Genomic DNA, 21192 nt, shown 5'->3' on the forward strand with positions numbered 1-21192 from the left:
ATCTCCTCTATAAGTACCTGCCGGTCATATTTGTATATGCTCATCAGTAATTTAGATTTTACTCTTGAAACCGTATTTAATTAATACATCAAAAAAGTCCATTGCTGACTCTTGTATTTCATCTTCCTCGTGAGAGTAAAAGCCAACAGTCTTTTGACATATTCCCTTCTTTATTTCAAAACCCAAAAAATCCCCAGTTTCCAAATCAATGATCGGAATAAAATTTTTCTCATAAATCCAATTTTTTGCAACATTATCTTTAATATAAAACATGCTATTATGATCACAAGAAAAGACTACTATAAAACCAAAATACCCTCCTCCATAGTCCTTTACAAATTCTTTATATTGTTTTGGTAATTTTATATCATAATATTTTTCAACGTCTGTAATCATTTCTTCAGCAGCCTTCTGATCTGTATTCAGTGACAATAATAGAGGTCTTTTATTAGAAAATTCCTTAATCATATTTTTAAAATTTAGACTATCCATGTTTATCAATTTCCTTATTTTTTAATTATCTATATACTTTTAAATTTTTTCACTTAATACCAATTCCTCATCATAAGACCGATTAAATTCTTTCAACTTTTCCATTGTTTCTTTTAATATAAAATCACCTTCTTCCTTCAAAAACATAACATTGGAGTCAAAACTAAATAATTTTCTATCTTGCAATCACACTAATTTTCACCTATCCAGCCAAAAGATATAAAATGGTAATCTGCATTATATACTATTTTGAATATCTGTTAATACTTCAATAGCAAATTCTTTCGTATCCATATCTGATATTTCTTTAATCTCTTTTTGTAGTATTTCTAACACTTCGTATGCTTTAATATGGTTTAAGGCCAGCTGTGCTATTGCTGTTATTGCTGCTGCTTTTATATCTTGATCCTCCGATTGTAAAAAAGCTGACAACGGCGACAGCAGACTTTCGTCTGGAAAATTCGATGCAATCTGAATGCACCAGTACTGTACACCTTCATATGGATTTTTTAATGCCTGCAATATATGTGGAAGCACAATCTCTTTTTTATACATTGTAATTACATCTTCAACCATCTGGTATATTCCTAAACCATCTTTTCCTCCAAATGAATTCAAAAACAAAGGTACACACTGTTCATCTGGATTGTTTATAAAAAAAGTCCTAACTTCTTCATATTTTTTAATTTCTATCTCCGTAAGCTTTTCATCACTAGGCATAGGTTGATGTGATTCTAAAAAGGAAAATGCCTCCAACCTTGTAATCATTTTTCAAATCCTCCCAATATACCAGCCCGACGGCTCGCCATCCCTGGTTATCTCCTGCCGTTTCCTAGTTGACCAGATGTTCCAGTTACCATTCTTCCTTTGCCTCCATTAGCTCATTGAGAATATATTTCTCAAGATCGTCCCCTTTAATTAAATGGCTTTTTTCAATTCTATCCCAACTTGAAACTTCACCATTATGATTATTGAAACAATATATCCATTCATCTACGTTCCTAATTACAATATATTCTTTTGACAACCCATACTTTCTAAATCGTTGAGTCTCTTTTACTAAGTTAGCAACCCCCATTTCAAATGGGGGTTTAGTTTTAACCCCTCCGGGGTATAGTACTGGTTCCGCCTAAGGCGGGGTTCCGCAATACCATCTTTACCAGTTGCCCCCTACAGGGGGCCTTTTACTTTCTTCCATCTTCTAACTTGTCATTCTCTTCTTGTTCTTGTATATATTTTCTAATTGTTTCTTCATTTACATTCCCTACTGTTGATACAAAATATCCTCTGGCCCAGAAATGTCTGTCTCCCCATTTCGTTCGGTACTCCGGATGTCTGTCAAACAGCATTAATGTACTCTTCCCTTTCAGATATGACATGAATTCCGATACACACATCTTTGGCGATATCGCCACATACATATGCACATGATCTATACATACCTTCCCGTCCATTAGCTGCACCTGTTTCATCTCACATAATTTCTTTATAATTTCTACCAAATCTCTCTTCGTCTCTCCATACATGATTTTTCTTCGATATTTCGGTATGAAGATAATATGATATGTGCAATTCCATCTGGTGTGTGCTATACTTTGATTATCCATTTTGGATACCTCCTATGCTTTTGATATGGCCTGCGAAACCAATATCATTATAGCATAGGAGGTTTTAGTACTTTATGCAACGCTACGGCTTTGCCTCGGCCCCCATTTCAAATGGGGGATATATGTCTATTTCATTATTTATATCTTTATTTCTAAAATCAAATTTTAAAATTTCTGCCTCTTCAAAATTAATTCTATCAAAATTTTCTCCTGTCAAATCTATTACCCTTTTAATTTTCATTTCCTTTTTTCCGTAATATTATTTCAAAAAATCTATTTTAAACTTCTTTTCTTGAACTTGTAAATCCCTTTTCAGCGTCTTCATTAACTCCTTTTGAAACAATTTCATCCCCTAATTCAGATAGGAGTTATTACTAATTTTTCACTCACCTCACCTTTCCCTCATACCTTTTATGAAATTATCTACAAGAAATTTATCATTACTATTTAAATTAACCTAGATTATTCACGGCACAGCCGTGAAAGTGTCTGAAAGCCACATAGTTGCTGTATTTTAACTGAATATTGCTTTTCACCTGTCAAGTGAATGAAAAAAGAGCATCCACTTGTGATAAAATTAAGGTGTCTAATCTCAAATAATACCAACAAAAGGAGCCCTTTATGAGTATTGTAAACACCTTACCATTAGAAAGCAATAGACAGATTAAAATAAATTTTGATGGAGGAGATTTATCCTCCGATGCAGGCTTGCTTCTCATCAAAGAATTCGTAAGCAAACTGGGATTGATAAGCTATTAGGCAAAGCTTTCAAGACCAATGATTCTGCATTATTCAGATATCATACGGATCAGGAAAACTTGCTCCAGATGATCTATATGATCATTGCCGGTTATTTTGAAGATGATAATTCCGATGAACTGACAAACGATCCCGTATTCAAGTCCATACTTGAAAAAGATGCCCTTGCATCACAGCCTGCTGTTTCCAGATTCTTTAACCGTATGGATGAAGATACCTTAAACCAGTTTCTTGCGATTGGCAGAATACTTCGGAATAAAATTTACAGTATTCAGATGCCGCAGGCTGTTATTCTGGATCTGGATTCCACTCTTCTTGATGCATACGGCAAACAGGAAGGCAGCGCCTTTAATTTTCATTATCAAAGCAATGGTTATCATCCACTTGTTTGTTATGATGGAATGACCGGAGATCTAATAAAAATCCAACTTCGTGACGGAACACAGTATTCCTGCACCGGAGTGGTTGACTTCCTGCAGCCGATACTTGATGAATACCTGGATGATTATCCGGAAATCCGTATTCTGCTTCGGGGTGACAGCGGTTTTGCTGCGCCTGACCTTTACAAGCAGTGTGAGGAAAATGGCACAAGCTATGTGATTCGGCTGAAAGAGAATGGCATTCTCCGTGAAAAAGCATCCCATTTTGTGGATGGGCTTGATGAGATCACCAGGAATAATAAAGTTGATTATGCGGTAGTTTATGGTGAATTCACGTACAAAGCAGGTTCATGGCCTTATGAAAGGCGCGTGGTATGCAAAGTTGAAAAACCGGAAAACCAGATGGTTTACATGTACACATTTATTGTCACAAACATGGATTCTTCCCCAGAGTATCTCATCAAATTTTACTGCAAGAGAGGGCTGATGGAAAACTTCATCAAAGAAAGCAAATCCGGTTTTGATTTTGCGTCCGTAAGCAGTCATACCAGAATGGTAAATGCCAACAGACTTCAGATACACGCTCTTGCGTATAACATATTTAATTGGTTTAGACGATTGGCGTTATCAGCAAATATGCGAAAGCAACGTATTGATACTGTCCGTTTAAAACTGCTGAAGATTGCTGTAAAAGTAATTCATTCAGCAAGATATATCATATTCAAGCTGTGTAGCAGCTGCCCTTATAAGAATGAATTCACTGAGACACTTTCAAATATCGGTAAGCTGAATGTACAGCTGGAATAGCAACTATTAACGAACCTTGACAGCTTAACAACTGCTCTGAACTCTGTCACGGGGATTTTATGCCCTTTTGACGGGTTAATTGAGTGATGTTATGGTTGCAAGGATCAATTTTCAGATTCATGGTACAGTTATCAGTTCAAATACTGTTCCGTGAATAATTCAGGTTGAATTATATTTCCAAGAAAATCTGTACACTCTAAGGTTTTGCTTTCTTTTGACTTTAAATATAATTCTTCTAATGCATTAAACACTTTAAACATTATTTTCCTCCAAAAGACTTCCAGCATTAGGAAAACGCACTGTCAAAAGGATTTTATGCCTTGGCGGGAGTAAAACGGATGCCCGTTTTCCAGAGCCGGGCCGTATAAGCAGGGGTCAGAGTCCGCCTCACGATGGACACCCTCGCCTTCGGCTGTATCCTTCCCACTACCGGGCAGATTCGGGACTTTAACCTGTTAGAAATATGCGCTGCTGGACACACTAAAAAACAGGAAATAGATAAAAACTATTTTCCTGTTTCTTAACTGTATGCTGCTAGAATAAATAAATTTTTATATTTTCTTGTTGAGCCACGCAATCATTATCCCACTATATGGTTCTCTGTTTTCGCTTTGAGCCATGTAATGGGCAAGTAACTCCTGCAAATATTTCTTTGGGGCAGTTCTATTTGGATATTTTTGGTTGATTTTGCTATGTAATGTACGAAGTGCCTGCAATCGGCATTCTTTCAGTCTGCGTGCTTCGCAATTCAGATTCAACCTTTTATTCAAATCCTCGTTTACATCAGAATTTTCAGAAAAAATAGTCCCATTTGCGGTATATTGAATGTCCATTAATGTTCTGCCATCAAAAACATCCAATTTCTTCATGTCCTGCTGTTCCAAAGGCAGGCTTCCTCTTTTCGCATCGCAGCTTTTATCATTATTTGAATGTGCGTCACGATTTCCCCAACAAACGGCCACCATATTCTTATAATTCAATCGCTCTTTTTCGGTAGAAGCTGACTGAGGTATACAATGCTCAATCGTAGCCCGATGCTTTCCTCCGTCAATCCTGCTCATACAATACGCACATAGATGACCTTGTTCCGAAAGCAGACTTTCTATTACCTTTTTCTTTACATCCGAAGGCATATCAGCATATGATGCAAAATCCTGCTGGCGATATTGCAATAATTCCTTTGGTTCATTTCCTTTTTTTATCTCTATCATTTTGTGTACCACCTCAAAGCTGCTCTAAATCAAGCTGCACACGCATGGAAACAAGTTCCGGATCTTCACCTATATCATTTTCAAGGCAATTCAGTATATCCCCTGCTTTTGCATAATCTTCAGTATCTATCGCACTGTAAAACTCATTAAATCTCTCCATAATAATCTGCGGCCGTTCTTTCACATGCATAACAGAACGAAGAATGCCATTTGCATCCTTCCCATATGTTTCTACGGGCGCAGGAATTGCCGAATTATCCTCAATTATAATCACATTCTCCTTCGGTACCGAATTGATAACCTCCGGTGCATGAGTGCTGACTATAAACTGCACTTTAGGAAAAATAGAGGTCAAGTCACTTAAAATACGCTGCTGCCATGCTGGATGCAAATGCAAATCAACTTCATCAATCAAAACAATGCCACTGGTTTCATTACATACATTCCCCAAACATTGCGGATTCAGGACTGCCATGCGGTAAGCAATATCTGCCACAAGGCTAACTGTACTTTTATATCCGTCACTTAACTGATTTATCGGAATGCGCATCCGTTTTCCTTCTTTATCCGTATAAGCCACATCCAGTTCATTTGTCCCAATATTATATTGAATCTTCGCATTGCCAGAACCCGTAATTTGATTATAGCATTTTTCCATTGCGGCAAATACAGCTTCTAATTCCGGAACCGCTCCAAGGCCATTCTCTTGATTCTGGTATTTCTGAATTGTCATTTTGAAAAACCAATTCATCATCAGCTTGATATTTGCAATTCCATCAACACTGTCAATATAGCCGTTTGTTCTTGTACTTGTTTCAAAAATGTCTGTCTGCTTTTCACGATGATAGTCCCAAAGGCGTCCTGTTCCATAATAAGCAAGAATAGGTAAAATTAACGTAGTATCCCCATCACGAAGTCTTTTCTGATAGTCAGCCGCAACAGAAATCATTTCCTTTGCCTCTTTAATTGTTGTCTGACCCTTGGCCTTGTTTAAACATCGCTGCCAATACACTTCCCGTCCATCAATCATGGCCGTTGCAGAAACCTTTACCGGATATTGCGGCTGTATATCACTTGCACTTCCAATAACATACGCCTTCAAATGTGCCTGGGTTTTATCAATTCCAATCCCTTTGGGGCCATCCATCGGCGCAAACATGGTGCTTACAGCAATTGCGACAGCCTCAAGAAGAGATGTTTTTCCAGCGCCGTTGATTCCTATAACAACTGTAAGATTTTTGTGAAAATCCATATCCAATTTTTCAAAGCACTTAAAATTTTCTAAAGATATTTTTTTTAAATACATAATTGCTGCCTCTAACTACTATCTATTCTTTATTATTTAACAATAACAAAATAATTATTATTATTTATCCATGCTTGTATTGTACCACTCTCATAGCAGCTTTTAAAGATTTTATTTTGCTTGTTTACTCTTAACTGTTTGACATTGACTTTACAACAGCCCCTATTTTCAGATACCCTGATTCACCACATTCACCGGCGTTCCTGCCAGAAATGCTTCCAGATTCCCCACCGCCGTATCCATCAGCCGCTGCCTGCTTTCCTTAGAGGCCCAGGCAATATGGGGCGTGATTAGACAATTTTTGGCCGTGAGCAGAGGATTATCCTCACTGATGGGCTCTGCGGACACCACGTCCAGCCCGGCAGCGTATACCTTGCCGCTGTTCAGAGCATCCGCCAGATCCTGTTCCACAATCAGAGGACCGCGGCCTGTATTGAGAATCACCACGCCGTCCTTCATTCCGGCGATACTTTCTTTGTTGATCATCCCTTCCGTTTCCGGAAAAAGGGGACAGTGGAGAGATATAATATCGGATCTGGCAAAAAGCTCCTCAAGCTCCACATAACGGCACGCCTCTGTCTCAAGCTCCGGCCTTCTGTGAGCTGCATAGGCCAGTACCTTCATACCAAAGGCATTTGCCAATCTGCCCACGGCCTGCCCGATGCGTCCAAAGCCTACAATGCCCATGGTTTTTCCGGCCAGCTCAATAAGGGGATACTCCCAGAAGCAAAAATCCGCGCAGGAGCTCCAGCGCCCCTCATGGACAGCCTGGCTGTGATGCGCCGCATGATGACAGATATCCAGAAGAAGGGCAAAGGTAAACTGGGCCACCGCATCCGTACCGTAGGCCGGAATGTTGCTCACCGGAATTCCCCTCTCCCTTGCCGCTTCTATGTCGATAACATTGTAACCTGTGGACAGTGCACCAATGTAGCGGATCTGGGGGCAGGCTTCTATCGTTTCCCTTGTCAGCGGAGTTTTGTTCGTAATCACAATCTTTGCATCCCCGATTCGGTTTTGTATCTCCTTCGCATCCTTTACCGGAGTGCGATCATAAAGCGTCACTTCTCCAAGCCGCTCGAAGCCTTCCCAGCTCAGATCACCAGGATTCTCCGTATAGCCGTCCAGAATTACAATTTTCATCTGTTTACTCCTTTTCACACTCTCTGCAAATAACACGTTTCCAAAATTCTTCTTTAAAATATTCCAGCAAAAATAAGGGCAGGCTATTCAGCACTCCTATCATACGATTAAGCTTTACAAACCGCTCTCTCTGCGCATGATAAATCTTTTTCTGTGTCAATTCATTTAAAAAGTAATGATATGTAGGAAGCACGTCCTGGAAGTTTACTATCAAGTGTGCTCTTTTGACTGACCCACGGCAAGCTGTATACCATTGCGCCTGTGTGAGATGGCGGAAATCCCGAAACTCAAGCTCTTCCGAGACATACTGCTTATAATGAATCAGTTCGTCAATTGGCACATAAAAGCTTTTATAATCCTCTTGTTCTATGCTCATTTCCCGAAGCGATTCTATCATAGGATAAGAAATATAAAGCTTTCCATTTTCTGTCTCATTATCAAAGGCCTGAAGCAGCTTTTCTACCACATCTGTTCTGCGGTAAACCTGCGGCAGATTATCGTTATGGGCATCATAATCAAAAAACAAATATACCTCTGAAAAATCGCTTATAGAATACCCCTCCAAAAGTTCCTTTGCCTTCGGACTTATCTCCCGGATTGCGTCAATTACATCAATTTCAAATTCATATTCCCGGAGCTTATTCCATATCATATAGATATTGCCGCATGCCGGAAAAGAAAAAATCATCACATCTGCAATCTCCTCAAAAAACAACTCCTGCATCCGCTCCACCAGTACTTTTTCTGTCTTTTCTCCTTCGTACACAAAAGCGATATGTTTCTTTCTATCTCTCATTAAATGCTCCTGCTTTGTACATTTTTTGGATATTATGAACCTGCCGCAATGCCTTTGAGGTTCGATCTGCAAAGGATTTTATTTGATTGTCTCTCAGTTCAAAATAACAGTCTGGACGTAAAAGTTCATTTGTCATCAAATCCGTATTGTGTGACGTAAATACAATCTGAGTATCAAGAGCAAGCAATTTTCGTACAACAGCTTCTGCCAGTTCATAATGGTAAAAGGCATCAAATTCATCAATAAACACAAAGGACATATCCTTCATCTGCAGATACCACAAAAATAAAAATGTCAAAGCACTGGTACCGCTGGACCAGATATTTTGAAAAAGAACTGCTTTATTTTTGTAGACACAGTACAAATTCTTTCCTTCCGCATCCTCTCCTGCCGCCAATTCTACATCAATCCCCAATTCATGCAAAAACATTTGAAGCTCTTCTACAGCGTCAAGCTCCACTATATTTTTTCCAATACTTCCCACACGATTACTATATCCTATATAATTATTTCCATATGCGCTGCTGAACCAGAACATGTGCTCAACAAAGCGAACGAATTGTCTAAAGGTTCTGCAGTCTGTATCCTTCCTATCGAGAACCGTATTTCTTACCACATATTTTACAAACGAAATAGATCCGTCCCACATATCCAAATTCAGGTTCTCTGCTCCTTTCAAATGGACTTTTGCCTCGTACCCCAGTTCCGCTGACAAGATCTCATGGTGATTAATGCTTATCTTTTCACGCAGAACTTTTCCCACTTCTTCCTTTTCATAGTAATAGACCAGCAAATTTCCGCCAAAACAGAAGGTATATTCGAAACGAGCAAGCTTATCACTGCTGTTTAAATTTACATAATTATGATAATTTGCAATATTCTTCATAGAATCTGTCAAATGTATCACAATATCCATGACAGCCCATCCAAGATTCGTCTTTCCGGAAGCATTTTCCCCAAACACAATGGCATTTTTCATAATTCCCTGCGGTACAAACTCTTGGTGAAATTCATAGCTTTTTGTGTTGGAAAAATCCCATACAAATTCGTCACGGAAATTTTTAAAATTCTGCACCTTAAACTTTTGCAGCATAGCCGCACCTCCTTGTATTCTATACATAAGGAATATTACACTCAGTGTCCCTTTGTCCACTGAGTGTATGGTTTTAGAATAACATGGAAAATAGCATTCCTCAATATATTTTGAACTTTTTATGCAATCTCTATGTATTTTTTTTGCGTCTGTCTCGATTTTTTTATACGCTATGCTGAATCGTCAAAATGCAAAATGCGGAGGCATCCCATCCAAAACTCAATCCAGATACTTCAACCCTTCAATTCCGCGAATTCCAAGTCCCGGCTCCTGAGAGACGGTGATGTTCTTTTCCTCAAATAGAGAGCCGCCCAGAATCGGATCCTCACTGCAGAGCACAGGGCCGTCCAAGTCAATCTTTGTAATGATGTTCTTAGCGCAGGCAAGATGAACCGCCGCGTTCACGCTGATCTTGGCTTCCAGCATACAGCCAATCATACACTCCACGCCGTAAAGCTCCGCTGCCGTCGCAATCTTCAGCGCATTATAAAGGCCGCCGCATTTCATCAGCTTGATATTGATTAGATCGGCCGCTCCCATCTGCATAATCTTCAGTGCATCCTCTGGGGAAAATACGCTCTCATCCGCCAGAACCGGCACATATGACCGCTGGGTTACAAACTTGAGTCCTTCAAAATCGTGAGCAGGTACCGGCTGCTCCACCAGCTCGATTCCAAGGCCCTTTTCCTGCATCTGATTCAGAAGCCGTACCGCCTGCTTGGGGCTCCAGGCCTGATTTGCGTCAATGCGGATCTGCCGCTCTGGGCCGGCCGCCTGGCGCACGGCAGTCAGACGGGCCAGATCCAGATCCGGATTCATGCCCACCTTCACCTTTATGGTATCATAGCCGCGCTCCACAGCATTTCTCGTATCCTCCGCCATCACTTGGGGATCGTTGACGCTGATGGTAATGTCCGTCACGACTTTTCTGCGGCTTCCGCCAAAAAGCTTGTAGACGGGAAGCTTGTAGAGCTGGCCGTACAGATCGTACAGAGCCATGTCAACTGCAGCCTTTGCGCTGGTATTCTTTACAATGCAGCGGTTTACTGCCTGGATCAGCTCCTCAAAATCATCCACATCCCTGCCCACAATGGTTTTGATCAAATGATCCTTAAGGGCGCCGATAATCGCTCCTGTCGTATCGCCGGTAATGGCGCCGGTAGGCGGCGCCTCTCCATAACCTATCTGCCCGGAATCCGTGTGAATCTCCACAATAATATCCTCCACACTGGATACGGAACGCAGCGCCGTCTTAAATGGTACCCGTAAGGGAACCGATAAAATTCCCAGTCTTACTTCTGTAATTTTCATAGCTATACTCCTTTTTGTTTTTAGTTCCGCATTCTTTAAAGAATGCTGTCATTAAGCTCCACACACGCCAGAACCTCTTTGCTGCGCTCAAACTCTCCATACCTAAGCCCCCGGTCACTGGTCTCCATCTCGCCCAGCTGGTTATCATAGGGGTCTGTGCGCCAATGCTCCTTCTCTATGGTGAAGGGCGCCTGAAATGCATTGTTCGCCGCCATCCGGTATGCGTCCAGATTGCCGAAATAAAATCTTCTGCGCTCCTCATTCTCCGCCCGTACCGCCGCCATGCCATAGGAAGGATCCGCATACAGCCACCCATAGGGCGCGACATAAAACCGTACCCAGTCGTGGGCCCCGCAGAAATCCGGCTCCGCAGTAAGGCCGCTCTGCCAGCAGGCCGGAATCCTCGCGCACCGGCAGAGGGTCAGAAACAACAGGGCAAACACGCCGCAGTCCCCCGTAAAATTCCGTGCACAGGATTCTGCAATCTGTTCCAGTCCAAAATAAGCCGGCATAAAGGTATACTTCATCTGCAGCGTAATAAAATCATAAAACCGCCGGGCTTTTTCAAGAGGCCCGGCAGCCCCCTTCATAAGCTCAGCCGCCAGCTCCCGGATATAAGGGGTAAACAGAATATGCGGCGCCTCCTCATTGGTAAAAAAATCCGGCTGCGGACAGGTGAGAAAAAGGCCCTCCTCCTGCATCCTCTCCACATCATGGTAGCAGGCCGTATGCACATAGGAATACTCCACATAGAATTCCTGATTCTCCTCCAGGCAGGTCTCCCAGCAGATCGTCCTCTGGGGCGCATCCTCCGGCGCAATCCTCCCCCCTTCCGGAAACATCTTTTCAATCACAATCTCACTCTGCTGCTCACAGGCCGCGGGAATAGGCAGATGAACACGCAGGAACATTCCCGGCTCAAAAATCTCATCCTTCATGCGCACGCCGGCCCGGATGCGGATACGGTTGCTTAAGCTCCCCCTCTCCTTCATCAGACGGGCGCTGCGGGAAAGCCGTCCCTCTCCTGCCGTTCCCGTTCCCGCGCTCTCTACTCCGGGAAGCTGCACACCAGCCCTGGCTCCGAAGGAAGGTTCCGACTTGCACATACTCTGGAAAAACCGGTTAAAAAAGCGCCTCTCTCCATTCATGTAAATCCAGCCGATTTTTCCGGCATCCACACGTTCCTCAAATTCCTCCTCCGAGAAATCAGAAATGTGCTCCCGAACCACAGCCAGGGCTTCCTCCTTTGTGTAGGGGTAATCCTCCCCTCTGCGCAGAAGCATTTCCCTCTGAGCCGTCAGACAGCAGCGCAGAGCCTCTGGTACCGCGTCCGCCTCAAGACGCCTGTCAATCAGCTTTAAGGCTCCATCCAAATCCCCGTAGAGCTTCCGCTGTAAAATATCATCCGGAAGGCCCACATGGAGATAACGAAAGCATTCATTGATATGCACCTCTTCCCCTCCTATTCTAAATCGCTGCGCGATAGCACTAAAGTGCAAAGTCCCTTCGGCACACCTATAATGAGAGAAACTTTTATTCGAAAAAAACCTCATAAAAGTTCCTCTCGTGCGCCTTTGCAGCTTTACCGTCCAGCAAAGTTTTTTTAATAAATTCTTGACATTTCTTAGCTGGACTAACTGAATCGCTGCGCAATATTTCAGAAACATCCCTATAAAACATTGGTTCTCCGCCCACCTTCTCAAGGGCGAAGAACCAACGAAATCCTATCCTGTGTGAATTTAAGCCGGGAACGCGCCATACGCCAAAAGCCTTATGGCGTTTTCCCTAAGCTAAATAAACATCTGCATCAGATACCCCATAGCCAGACCGCAGAAGTTGCCAACAGCCGCTCCCAGAACTCCCATCAGTACGCCGATGCCGGCATAGGAGGGATTGTAAGCAGAAGCCACGATGGGCGCCGAAGCGCTTCCTCCGATATTCGCCAGTGATGCCGTGGAAACCATGCAGCAGTCCCAATGGAACAGCTTTGACAAAAGATACATAATCCCAATGTGGATAATCATAACCACAAGACCCGCCACGATCCACAGAGGCGCGCTCACCAGATCCACCAGCGTTGCCGTAGATGCCAGCAGGGATACAACCGCATACAGATAAATATTGGACAGCTCTTCCACTGCCGGAAGCTTTCCAAGAGGGCTCAAAGCACAAATCAGGCCCAGAATGGTTACAAATACAGTCGTCAGCGTTCCCTTGTCAAACATAGCAAGGCCCACTTCCTTAAGAGCCGTATTGCCAGCTGCGCCAACTGTCTGTGCAATGGCGGAAACCATCAAAGACAGGCCAATCAGGAAAATCCAGTCGCTTGCCGTCGCTCTCTTCTTCTCCTTCTCAATCTCTGCGTTGGCCGCATCCGCAACCTCCTGGAGCTTGGAAGTATCCGCCTTCACGGACTTGTCCCACTTGCCTGCGTAGCGGACCATGATCAGCAGCAGGGCAATCCATACGGAATAGTAAACCGTGTCTACAGCCAGTGCACAGCCGTAAGCGCCGGCATCAATGGTAAATGCCGCTTCCATAGCCGCCATATTGGCAGAGCCGCCGATCCAGGAAGCACACAGGGCCGCCATGGCGCCCCAGATCGTTTCGCCGCCGCCAAGAGCGCCTTTGAACACCAGGAACGCAATAAAGAATCCAAGCATAATGGAAACCGCGCCGCCCATAAAGATAGCTACCATCCGTCCGCCCAGCTTCGCCAGCTTCCGGATATCGCAGCGCAGCAGCATAACGAAAATCATCGCATACAGAAGATTATTCTTCAGCACGCCGAAGGCTGCAGAACACCCTTCCGAATCAAACATTCCGATGGTACAGAACAGCATATTCAGTACATAGATCCATACAAGCGGCGGAACGTAATTAAACACCTTCCACTTGGTGTACTTCTCCGCAGCAAGGAGAATCCCCGCCAGGAACATCAGAAACGCTATGTAGGTAAAACCGTTTTGAATCATAACTCCACTCCCTTCATCTTGCAAAATGCACATAATTTATTGTAAAACAAGCAACACATTGGTATAATTATACAACAAAATAATACCCTGTGTCAAGCAAGGATTACCAGCTTTTCCCATGACGTATTTTTAAAGAAAAAGGCGCAGCCGGCATGCTGCGGCCGGCTGCGCCTTTGATATTCTGCAAAATACTTTTTACACTACACCCTGTGCCAGCATTGCATCCACAACCTTCTCAAATCCGGCAATGTTAGCTCCTACTACGTAGTTCTTCGCAAAACCGTAGCGCTCTGCCGCATCGGCCATATTGTGGCAGATATTTACCATAATGCCCTGGAGCTTCGCATCTACCTCATCAAAGGTCCAGCTTAAGCGCTCGCTGTTCTGGGACATCTCCAGAGCGGAGGTAGCCACGCCGCCCGCATTGGCCGCCTTGCCCGGCGCAAACAGCACGCCCTGCTCCTGGAGATACTCGGTCGCTTCCAGGGTCGTAGGCATATTGGCTCCCTCTGCCACTGCAGTAACGCCGTTTGCCACCAGTGCCTTGGCATCCTCCAGATGAAGCTCGTTCTGCGTTGCACAGGGAAGCGCAAGATCTACCTTTACCGTCCATACTCCCCGGCCCTCATGGTACTCGGAACCCGGACGGTAATTCTTGTACTCCGTCAGTCTTGCCCGCTTAACCTCTTTGATCTCCTTCAGAGCTGCCACGTCAATGCCCTCGGGATCGTATACCCAGCCGTTGGAATCGCTGCAGGTCAGTACCTTCACTCCAAGCTGCTGTGCCTTCTGGATGGCATAGATAGCCACGTTGCCGGATCCGGATACGGCTGCCGTCTTGCCGGCAATATCAATGCCGTTCATCTTCAGCATTTCCTGTGTCAGGTAAAGAAGGCCGTAGCCGGTTGCCTCGGTTCTTGCCAGGGAACCGCCGTAGGACAGTCCCTTGCCGGTAAGCACGCCCTCGTAAAGTCCGGTCAGTCTCTTGTACTGTCCGTACAGGTATCCAATCTCTCTGGCTCCTGTTCCGATATCGCCGGCCGGAACGTCAGTGTTCTCGCCGATATATTTGCACAGCTCCGTCATAAAGCTCTGGCAGAATGCCATAACCTCCCGGTCAGACTTACCCTTAGGATCAAAGTCAGAACCGCCCTTGCCGCCGCCGATAGGAAGCCCGGTAAGCGAATTTTTGAAAATCTGCTCAAAGCCTAAGAACTTGATGATGCCTAAGTTTACGGAAGGATGCAGGCGCAAGCCTCCTTTGTAAGGCCCGATTGCACTGTTAAACTGCACGCGGTAGCCTGTATTCACCTGTACCTGGCCCTTATCGTCCACCCAGGGAACACGGAACTTAATCTGGCGCTCCGGCTCAACCAGGCGCTCCAGAAGCGCTTCTCTGCGGAACTTCTCCTCATTGGCCTCCACCACAGGTCTTAAAGAATTCAATACCTCCTTTACAGCCTGGTGAAACTCCGGCTCGCTGGGGTTTTTCGCAACCACTGCTTCAATAATCTCATCAACGTATGACATGTTTTTTCTCCTCCTTGTTCTATCTCTCTCACAAATACAAAAAAAGCGTACAAAAAATAACGAAGCGTATGACATAAGCCATACGCCTTTTTTTGACGCCTTTGTCGAAGACTATTATACACAACCTCACAGCCTGTTTGCAAGTGTTTTTTATAAAAATCCGATTTTTATATCCGTGCTCGTTACTGTTCAGAGGTCAGCTTGTGATAAACAAACCGATGGTGTAGACTAATCTTAGTCGAAACCATCGGTTTTCTTTATCCAAATATCTCGGATACTCTGTTATATAAATTTGATTCTTCGTTTTGGCGTATCTGAATAAGCATGCTCATGCATTCACAGAGATACTCGATGGACTCGAATCCCCTGAATGACACAGCCTGCTGCTGCTTGCGCTTATATCCTCTAAGCAGACGCTCCGCTTCATTGTTTGTAGCCGGAACTCTGTGATCATGCAGGAACAGAAGATGGTTGGACATGTATTCTTCCATCCGCAGATACAGGTTGTATCCGTCCTTATAATACTCACTTGCTGGAATGTATTCGTATTCCTCTTTCGCTTTTTGCAGTATTGCCCGGTAGCGTTCTTCATACTCCCTGACCTTTTCGGTGTCAGGAGGCGCCTCTTCCGGCAGGCCGTTCCGGTAGTGGATCATTTCCTGTACCAGAGCACGCATTTCCTTGTTCCAGGTCCGGTCAGCCTCATTATCTATGCTGTCCTTCAGATAGCGGAGGACATGCGCAAGACACTCCTGGTGTTGTGCACCATAGTTATAAAAGGTTTTCTCATGATCGTGAACCAGGATTCCCTGGTAATCTTCGACCGGGGTGCCTTTTACTCCTTCGTGCCCTTTTTTCCTGCGTGCAAAATACATCGCTTTTCCATCCGGGGCAGCGCACACAAATACATAAGCATTTTTTCCGTTTTCCTTTGCGTTGGTACAATCCGTATGAAGGACGGGGCTAAGCAGCAGATCGGCAAACGTCGCTTTTCGTTCCTGTTCCGTTTTTTTGGCAAATTCCCTGCCAAGCTTATTAACCATGCCCTTGGATATGCTGAGCCTGCCATCAGTCAAATCGGAAAGGAATTTCCTGCTTTTGTCGATGGAAGTGCAGCAGTCGTTATTCAACAGAAACAGGAAGGCCTTGACGCTTCCACCATAATTCACCTCGTCCACAACGCCGGGAGGAAACTCCGCATGGATCCGCTCGCCGGTTTTGGAATTATAATACACATCTGCGTGGTATTCCGTGACCTCCAGTATCGTACGTATGTTGACCAGCTGTTTCACGATCGTTTTTGAAGTCTTTTTGAAATCCGGATCTTCCAGCACTTCCCGGGGCGGCGGCAGCAGAACCGGATCCGTGGCAGGGATCTGCTTTTTCCTGCGGTGTCCCGGATGTCCCGGCTGGGCGCCCGGCTTACGGCCGCTTTTTTCCCGGCCGTTGGAGATCTTCTTGCGGCGGAGCGTTTTGGAAGAAGGGATGGAGGAATTTTCATAATCCCGGTTGATTTGCGCCCTCAGCTTCAAGTTCCTGCCCTTTTCCTCTTCCAGCGCCGTTTCCAGCCCATAGATCTTATGGCGCTGCCGGGTTGCCTTGTCCAGTGCGGCGTCTCTCTGTCTTTCTGCCTTTATGGCACGCCTTTCCATTCGTTCCAATTCTTTTCGCAAGGCCGACAGCTTTCGCTCGCATTCCTTTTGAAGTTCTTCAAATATCTCAAACCATTGATTGCGGACGGAAACGGTTTCACTGCGGGCACGTGAAAGCTCGTCCTTCAATTTCCGGATTTCCCGTTCCAAAGAACGTAATTCTTTCAGGTATTCCTCCTGCATGCGGACATATATTTCACCGGATTTGAAAGCGCATATCTGTGCGTTGGCCGCTTTCAGCCTGTATTCAAGAGTGGTGGTGTATTCAAAGGAAGCGTTCATGTGGTCAGCCCTTCTTTAAGGAGTCAAGAATTCTGTTCATCAGCGCCGATAATTCACCGTTGTGTTCCTGTTGGGCCTTAATGATGCGTTCCTGCTGCCTGATGATTTCATTTTTTGCCTGGACTTCCTCTTCGAGACAGGCAACGGCCTTGTTAAGCAGGACGATTTCATCTTCCATGTTTTTCATTCTCTCAATCCTCCGTTTTCATAAGGCAATTATACTATAGATGCCCTCAAAATGCGAATTTCCGTATTTGAGGGCATGGTCAATTTGACGGTGGATAATTTAAAAAAAGCGAGTAAATATTATCCATAAAAAGAGGGCAAGGAAGCATGCCTGGGACGAAACGGAAGACAGAAATGTGGATAACTTTCTGATAAATAAAGCGGACAGAAAAACTATAAACATCATTTTTCTGTCCGCTTTATTTATCCACATATAAAAAATTTAAATTTCGTCACTTTTCACAATCGTCAAATGTAGGGAGTGAACAGTAACCCGTGCTCAGACGGCAGCCTCATTGAGGAATTCCTTTATCATATGAGCCACCCCGTTCTGCTCATTGCTCAAGGTTATTCTATCTGCCGCTTTTTTTGCTTCCTGACATGCATTTTCCATGGCTATCCCCACGCCCGCTTCCATGAGCATGCTCACATCGTTGCTCCCGTCCCCAAAGGCTGCTGTCTCCGTCCGCTCTATCTGCAGGTGCCGGTACAAAAACCGAAGGGCCGCTCCTTTATGGGCCGCTGCCGCATTTACCTCGATATTATTTTCCACCGAGCTGGACACCGCCAGATCCGACAGCTCCTCCCTCATGCTCTTAAGCACCCTCACGCGCTCCTCCAGATCCGCAAAAAAGAGCATCAGCTTTTGTACCGTCTCTCCTGTCTCCAGAAGATAAGCTTCCAGATCCTCCACCTGGGTATACACCCTCCGCATCATGCGGAAAAGCCCCCGTGCGGCAAAGGCTTCCATTTTCTCCATATCCTCACGGCCCATAAGCCCCTGTCCGCCTTTGTAGCACCCTACAATGGCCGGTACATCCCGGACAGCATCAAAAAACCGCCGTACCTCTTCGGGCGTAAGCTCTGCCCGGTAAAGCGATTTCTTTTCTTTGGCGTCGTACACTTCTGCTCCGTTTGCCGCAATTACATAGCGGATAAAGGGCTGGGTGCGCAGCTCCTCCGGCACGCCGTCGTAGAGACGTCCCGTAGTGGGAACCAGACAGATTCCTGCCTCTGCCGCCTGGCGAAGAGCTTCCATCGTTTCAGGGGCAAGCTCCTTATTGTCTTTTAAAAGCGTGCCGTCCAGATCGAAAGCAATCAATTTGATCCGATTCATTCTTTCTCCTTATCTTAAGTTCCGTTTTTCCCGTTTAATCTGCATCAATGCCCTTTTCCTCTTCCTTGATCTCCCAGTGGATGAGGAAAGTCAGGGACGCCCTTAGAGCAATGATTCCGGCCACAGTCGCAATCTCGGTCCACTCCCGCACCACAACCGTGCGCAGGATCTCGCTGCCCAGCTTAAACTCCAGGCCCATGGCCAGCCCCTTGGCCAGCGCCAGCTTCGTATCCGGCTTCCGGCTCACATAGCTGTAAAAGCCCCGGATACCGGAGGCAATGATAATCCCCACTCCTATCAGTTCAAATACAGGAATGGTCGCCTCCACCAGATAATGCAGTATCAGTTCCAGTATCTCAATCATCTTCTTCCGCCTTCCTTACAGGATGGCAGAGAACCCTGCCATTCCTTTCTGCTGCTCTATCATAGCACAGCCCTGCACAAAATGCAATGTCATTCCCCCGCCGGCATGTTTAATTCCTGTTTCCTGCCTTGCCGTTCATGGCATTGGCCACGGCTTTGGAATAAATCCGCGATATTTCAACCTTTTTCTGATTCCTTAAAACAAGCAGGTTTCCCATCCGGCATTGAATATAATTCTTATTGACGATAAAGGATCTATGACATTTTATAAAATAGGACGGGCTTTGCTCCAATGCTTTTTTTAATGGATACTTTATCTGTATCACACTATCCTTTGTATAAATGTTCATATAATGCTGCATACTTTCGAAACATAGAATGCTTTGAAAAGGGATACGGTTTGTTACTCCGTGATAGAAATACTGAAAATATTCCCCGCTTATGGTATCTAAAGCAAAAGTCATGCACTCGCTTATATCCTCTGGCTTCAGCGGCTTAACATAATATCGATAAGCATTGACGGTATAGCCTTCTACTGCATACTTCTCATAATTGGTCGCAAATACAATGACGCCGCTAAACCCTTGATTCCGAAGCTTTGCCGCCAGCTCTATGCCATTCATCGATTGAAGTTCAATATCAATGAACAGAATATCATAAGTCGAAATCACATCAAAGGAGATGCCAAGAAGCTCTCTGGCATCCGTATAGCTCGAGATTTCCAGCGTTACTCTCGCCTCCGCCCATTGCAATAACATATTTTCCAAATAATCTGCATAAACTTTGTCATCTTCCACAATTGCAGCCTTCATCAAAAGCACCGCCTTCCTGATTCTGAATGGGTATGGTAAGTTCCATTGTAAAAATGCGATCCTCTATATCAATTCTGGTGGAAATCTCTCCATGGGCTTGTGTGACAATCCCCTCCAAAATCTGCAAGCCATAACCGTGCGTTTCATTAAATCCTGTTTTCTTACTGATTTGGGATTCCAAAAACGCAAAAGAGCCGTCGTATCTATTTTTCATAATAATAGAAAGGCAGCCGCCTTTTTCGAAAAGAAACAACTCTATGAATCGTTCCTCTTCCGCTTCAACCTTCCTATTGGCATGGATTGCGTTATCAAAGAGATTGTCAAACACACAGCACAATTCCTGGGATGAAAGGGCTGAGAATTCTGCCTGCGCAGCAGAGATACGCACTTTTATATGCTGCTCTTCTGCGGCCTGTTTTTTATTCGAAATCATGTAGTTTACGATTTCATCCTCTGTATAATGAATGATGTTTAATTTTCTGCCATAACTATTATTTAATTCCTTCAGATAGGCCGATGCCTTTTGGTACTCTTTCGTCTCTAAAAGTATCTCCAGCAGATTCATATGCTTTGAAAAATCATGCCGGAAAAAGTGAAGCTGTTCTATGGCAAGCCGCAGGCTTTCATAATACTCATCCTTCAATGCCATATACTGCATCTGCAATTGCAATTCCTGCTTTTGGTATGATAATTTTATCCATTTCATAAGAAAAAGCAGAAAGCATCCAAATAAAACAAGAAATACATCGCCGATAAAAATGATGTAAAAGTAAAGATGCCTGTTTCCGGAATCTGACAGCATCAAAGCAGATGCAATGCTGATTAAATCATTAACCGCTAAAATGCCAATGCCTGACAGGAGCAGCATAACAGCCAATGCCCAGCCGGAATAATCCTGGAACCGCCGGCTTTTTCTGCATAGAACAATCATAACTCCATACAAAAGCGAACTGATAAGGCAATAGATAAATGTCATAATAAAGCGCTCAAAAGACTGCACCCAGGCGCTGTCCGGCCGAAAAACACTCAATACTACAGAGATCGAAAAAACGGCAAAGTCGGAAACAACCGTAATCACGATGGGAAGAATCCCCGCGAACAGCTTTTGGGAAACATGTCCCCTGAAACAGCACAGACTGTACAGCAGCGTTCCACATAAGGATAAAAATGTCATTGCAGTTCCATTGATTGTCTGGATATTATTCAATAGGCATATATAAAAAAAGAAAACAAATGCGCCAATCACCGGACGCAGCATTTTCTTATTCCCGCAAAAAAGGTATTTGCAAAACAAATAGATCCAGATTACTTCGATCCCATTAAAAATGCAC

At 44.3% G+C, this 21192-nt stretch carries 20 protein-coding genes and 1 pseudogene; 1 reads left to right on the forward strand and 20 read right to left on the reverse strand.

All coding sequences use genetic code 11. From position 1 onward, the window contains the following. Positions 1 to 51 precede the first annotated feature (51 nt). The 5 genes from VV089_RS09850 to VV089_RS09870 form a co-directional block, all read right to left on the reverse strand. Positions 52 to 492 carry an SMI1/KNR4 family protein gene (locus VV089_RS09850; protein WP_334335749.1) on the reverse strand — a complete coding sequence of 147 codons (441 nt, stop codon included), beginning with the start codon at positions 490 to 492 and terminating at the stop codon, positions 52 to 54. A gap of 237 nt (positions 493 to 729) precedes the next feature. Beyond that, positions 730 to 1260 carry a HEAT repeat domain-containing protein gene (locus VV089_RS09855; protein ID WP_334335750.1) on the reverse strand — a complete coding sequence of 177 codons (531 nt, stop codon included), beginning with the start codon at positions 1258 to 1260 and terminating at the stop codon, positions 730 to 732. A gap of 85 nt (positions 1261 to 1345) precedes the next feature. Next, entirely contained in the window at positions 1346 to 1570 is a 225-nt protein-coding gene (locus tag VV089_RS09860) for an SMI1/KNR4 family protein (RefSeq protein ID WP_334335751.1), read from the reverse strand. A gap of 106 nt (positions 1571 to 1676) precedes the next feature. Then, positions 1677 to 2099: an IS200/IS605 family transposase gene (gene tnpA / locus VV089_RS09865; protein WP_334335752.1), complete on the reverse strand. Its 423-nt coding sequence runs from the start codon at positions 2097 to 2099 to the stop codon at positions 1677 to 1679. Between the two features lie 82 nt (positions 2100 to 2181). After that, positions 2182 to 2340: a hypothetical protein gene (locus VV089_RS09870; RefSeq protein WP_334335753.1), complete on the reverse strand. Its 159-nt coding sequence runs from the start codon at positions 2338 to 2340 to the stop codon at positions 2182 to 2184. A gap of 380 nt (positions 2341 to 2720) precedes the next feature. Between VV089_RS09870 and VV089_RS09875 the strand changes: the two are divergent. Beyond that, positions 2721 to 4045, forward strand: a pseudogene (locus VV089_RS09875) (IS1380 family transposase). Between the two features lie 551 nt (positions 4046 to 4596). Here VV089_RS09875 and VV089_RS09880 read toward each other — a convergent pair. The 15 genes from VV089_RS09880 to VV089_RS09950 all read right to left on the reverse strand — a co-directional run bounded on the left by VV089_RS09880 (position 4597) and on the right by VV089_RS09950 (position 21035). Further along, complete coding sequence (locus VV089_RS09880) at positions 4597 to 5256, reverse strand: hypothetical protein (protein ID WP_334335754.1); 660 nt, start codon at positions 5254 to 5256, stop codon at positions 4597 to 4599. Between the two features lie 13 nt (positions 5257 to 5269). Then, positions 5270 to 6562 (reverse strand): AAA family ATPase, encoded by a 1293-nt coding sequence (locus VV089_RS09885; protein WP_334335755.1) that lies wholly within the window; start codon positions 6560 to 6562, stop codon positions 5270 to 5272. A 168-nt stretch (positions 6563 to 6730) separates the two neighbouring features. Then, positions 6731 to 7705: a D-2-hydroxyacid dehydrogenase gene (locus tag VV089_RS09890; protein ID WP_334335756.1), complete on the reverse strand. Its 975-nt coding sequence runs from the start codon at positions 7703 to 7705 to the stop codon at positions 6731 to 6733. Between the two features lie 4 nt (positions 7706 to 7709). Then, complete coding sequence (locus tag VV089_RS09895; protein ID WP_334335757.1) at positions 7710 to 8501, reverse strand: hypothetical protein; 792 nt, start codon at positions 8499 to 8501, stop codon at positions 7710 to 7712. Continuing rightward, positions 8491 to 9594 (reverse strand): AAA family ATPase, encoded by a 1104-nt coding sequence (locus VV089_RS09900; protein WP_172541754.1) that lies wholly within the window; start codon positions 9592 to 9594, stop codon positions 8491 to 8493. The genes VV089_RS09895 and VV089_RS09900 overlap by 11 nt, the downstream gene beginning before the upstream one ends. Before the next feature lie 219 nt (positions 9595 to 9813). Beyond that, entirely contained in the window at positions 9814 to 10905 is a 1092-nt protein-coding gene (locus VV089_RS09905; RefSeq protein WP_334335758.1) for a dipeptide epimerase, read from the reverse strand. Positions 10906 to 10940: 35 nt separating this feature from the next. Further along, on the reverse strand, positions 10941 to 12356 hold the full coding sequence (locus VV089_RS09910) for a transglutaminase-like domain-containing protein (protein ID WP_334335759.1): 1416 nt from the start codon (positions 12354 to 12356) through the stop codon (positions 10941 to 10943). A gap of 339 nt (positions 12357 to 12695) precedes the next feature. Beyond that, entirely contained in the window at positions 12696 to 13880 is a 1185-nt protein-coding gene (locus VV089_RS09915) for a DUF819 family protein (RefSeq protein ID WP_334335760.1), read from the reverse strand. 195 nt (positions 13881 to 14075) lie between these two features. Beyond that, positions 14076 to 15410 carry an NADP-specific glutamate dehydrogenase gene (gdhA, locus tag VV089_RS09920; RefSeq protein ID WP_334335761.1) on the reverse strand — a complete coding sequence of 445 codons (1335 nt, stop codon included), beginning with the start codon at positions 15408 to 15410 and terminating at the stop codon, positions 14076 to 14078. A gap of 257 nt (positions 15411 to 15667) precedes the next feature. Continuing rightward, positions 15668 to 17344 carry an IS66 family transposase gene (locus VV089_RS09925; protein ID WP_334334951.1) on the reverse strand — a complete coding sequence of 559 codons (1677 nt, stop codon included), beginning with the start codon at positions 17342 to 17344 and terminating at the stop codon, positions 15668 to 15670. A 4-nt stretch (positions 17345 to 17348) separates the two neighbouring features. Next, the gene (locus VV089_RS09930) at positions 17349 to 17531 is read right to left on the reverse strand and encodes a hypothetical protein (RefSeq protein ID WP_172541642.1); all 183 of its coding nucleotides are present in this window, start codon (positions 17529 to 17531) and stop codon (positions 17349 to 17351) included. Between the two features lie 318 nt (positions 17532 to 17849). Then, the gene (locus VV089_RS09935; protein ID WP_172540243.1) at positions 17850 to 18686 is read right to left on the reverse strand and encodes a Cof-type HAD-IIB family hydrolase; all 837 of its coding nucleotides are present in this window, start codon (positions 18684 to 18686) and stop codon (positions 17850 to 17852) included. 34 nt (positions 18687 to 18720) lie between these two features. Continuing rightward, complete coding sequence (locus tag VV089_RS09940) at positions 18721 to 19047, reverse strand: DUF1622 domain-containing protein (RefSeq protein WP_442891540.1); 327 nt, start codon at positions 19045 to 19047, stop codon at positions 18721 to 18723. A gap of 112 nt (positions 19048 to 19159) precedes the next feature. Next, positions 19160 to 19861 carry a LytR/AlgR family response regulator transcription factor gene (locus VV089_RS09945; protein WP_172540245.1) on the reverse strand — a complete coding sequence of 234 codons (702 nt, stop codon included), beginning with the start codon at positions 19859 to 19861 and terminating at the stop codon, positions 19160 to 19162. After that, positions 19836 to 21035 carry a sensor histidine kinase gene (locus VV089_RS09950; RefSeq protein ID WP_334335762.1) on the reverse strand — a complete coding sequence of 400 codons (1200 nt, stop codon included), beginning with the start codon at positions 21033 to 21035 and terminating at the stop codon, positions 19836 to 19838. The genes VV089_RS09945 and VV089_RS09950 overlap by 26 nt, the downstream gene beginning before the upstream one ends. Positions 21036 to 21192 lie beyond the last annotated feature (157 nt).

The sequence above is a fragment of the Candidatus Merdisoma sp. JLR.KK011 genome, from assembly GCF_036941125.1.
Lineage (GTDB): Bacteria > Bacillota > Clostridia > Lachnospirales > Lachnospiraceae > Laedolimicola.

Coding starts and splice junctions, on each gene's coding strand:
- VV089_RS09925 (WP_334334951.1), bottom strand. CDS start 17,344: ATGAACGCTTCCTTTGAATACACCACCACTCTTGAATACAGGCTGAAA.
- VV089_RS09945 (WP_172540245.1), bottom strand. CDS start 19,861: ATGAAGGCTGCAATTGTGGAAGATGACAAAGTTTATGCAGATTATTTG.
- gdhA (WP_334335761.1), bottom strand. CDS start 15,410: ATGTCATACGTTGATGAGATTATTGAAGCAGTGGTTGCGAAAAACCCC.
- VV089_RS09885 (WP_334335755.1), bottom strand. CDS start 6,562: ATGTATTTAAAAAAAATATCTTTAGAAAATTTTAAGTGCTTTGAAAAA.
- VV089_RS09895 (WP_334335757.1), bottom strand. CDS start 8,501: ATGAGAGATAGAAAGAAACATATCGCTTTTGTGTACGAAGGAGAAAAG.
- VV089_RS09950 (WP_334335762.1), bottom strand. CDS start 21,035: ATGACATTTTTATCCTTATGTGGAACGCTGCTGTACAGTCTGTGCTGT.
- VV089_RS09870 (WP_334335753.1), bottom strand. CDS start 2,340: ATGAAAATTAAAAGGGTAATAGATTTGACAGGAGAAAATTTTGATAGA.
- tnpA (WP_334335752.1), bottom strand. CDS start 2,099: ATGGATAATCAAAGTATAGCACACACCAGATGGAATTGCACATATCAT.
- VV089_RS09915 (WP_334335760.1), bottom strand. CDS start 13,880: ATGATTCAAAACGGTTTTACCTACATAGCGTTTCTGATGTTCCTGGCG.
- VV089_RS09890 (WP_334335756.1), bottom strand. CDS start 7,705: ATGAAAATTGTAATTCTGGACGGCTATACGGAGAATCCTGGTGATCTG.
- VV089_RS09860 (WP_334335751.1), bottom strand. CDS start 1,570: ATGGGGGTTGCTAACTTAGTAAAAGAGACTCAACGATTTAGAAAGTAT.
- VV089_RS09905 (WP_334335758.1), bottom strand. CDS start 10,905: ATGAAAATTACAGAAGTAAGACTGGGAATTTTATCGGTTCCCTTACGG.
- VV089_RS09930 (WP_172541642.1), bottom strand. CDS start 17,531: ATGAAAAACATGGAAGATGAAATCGTCCTGCTTAACAAGGCCGTTGCC.
- VV089_RS09935 (WP_172540243.1), bottom strand. CDS start 18,686: ATGAATCGGATCAAATTGATTGCTTTCGATCTGGACGGCACGCTTTTA.
- VV089_RS09900 (WP_172541754.1), bottom strand. CDS start 9,594: ATGCTGCAAAAGTTTAAGGTGCAGAATTTTAAAAATTTCCGTGACGAA.
- VV089_RS09850 (WP_334335749.1), bottom strand. CDS start 492: ATGGATAGTCTAAATTTTAAAAATATGATTAAGGAATTTTCTAATAAA.
- VV089_RS09855 (WP_334335750.1), bottom strand. CDS start 1,260: ATGATTACAAGGTTGGAGGCATTTTCCTTTTTAGAATCACATCAACCT.
- VV089_RS09880 (WP_334335754.1), bottom strand. CDS start 5,256: ATGATAGAGATAAAAAAAGGAAATGAACCAAAGGAATTATTGCAATAT.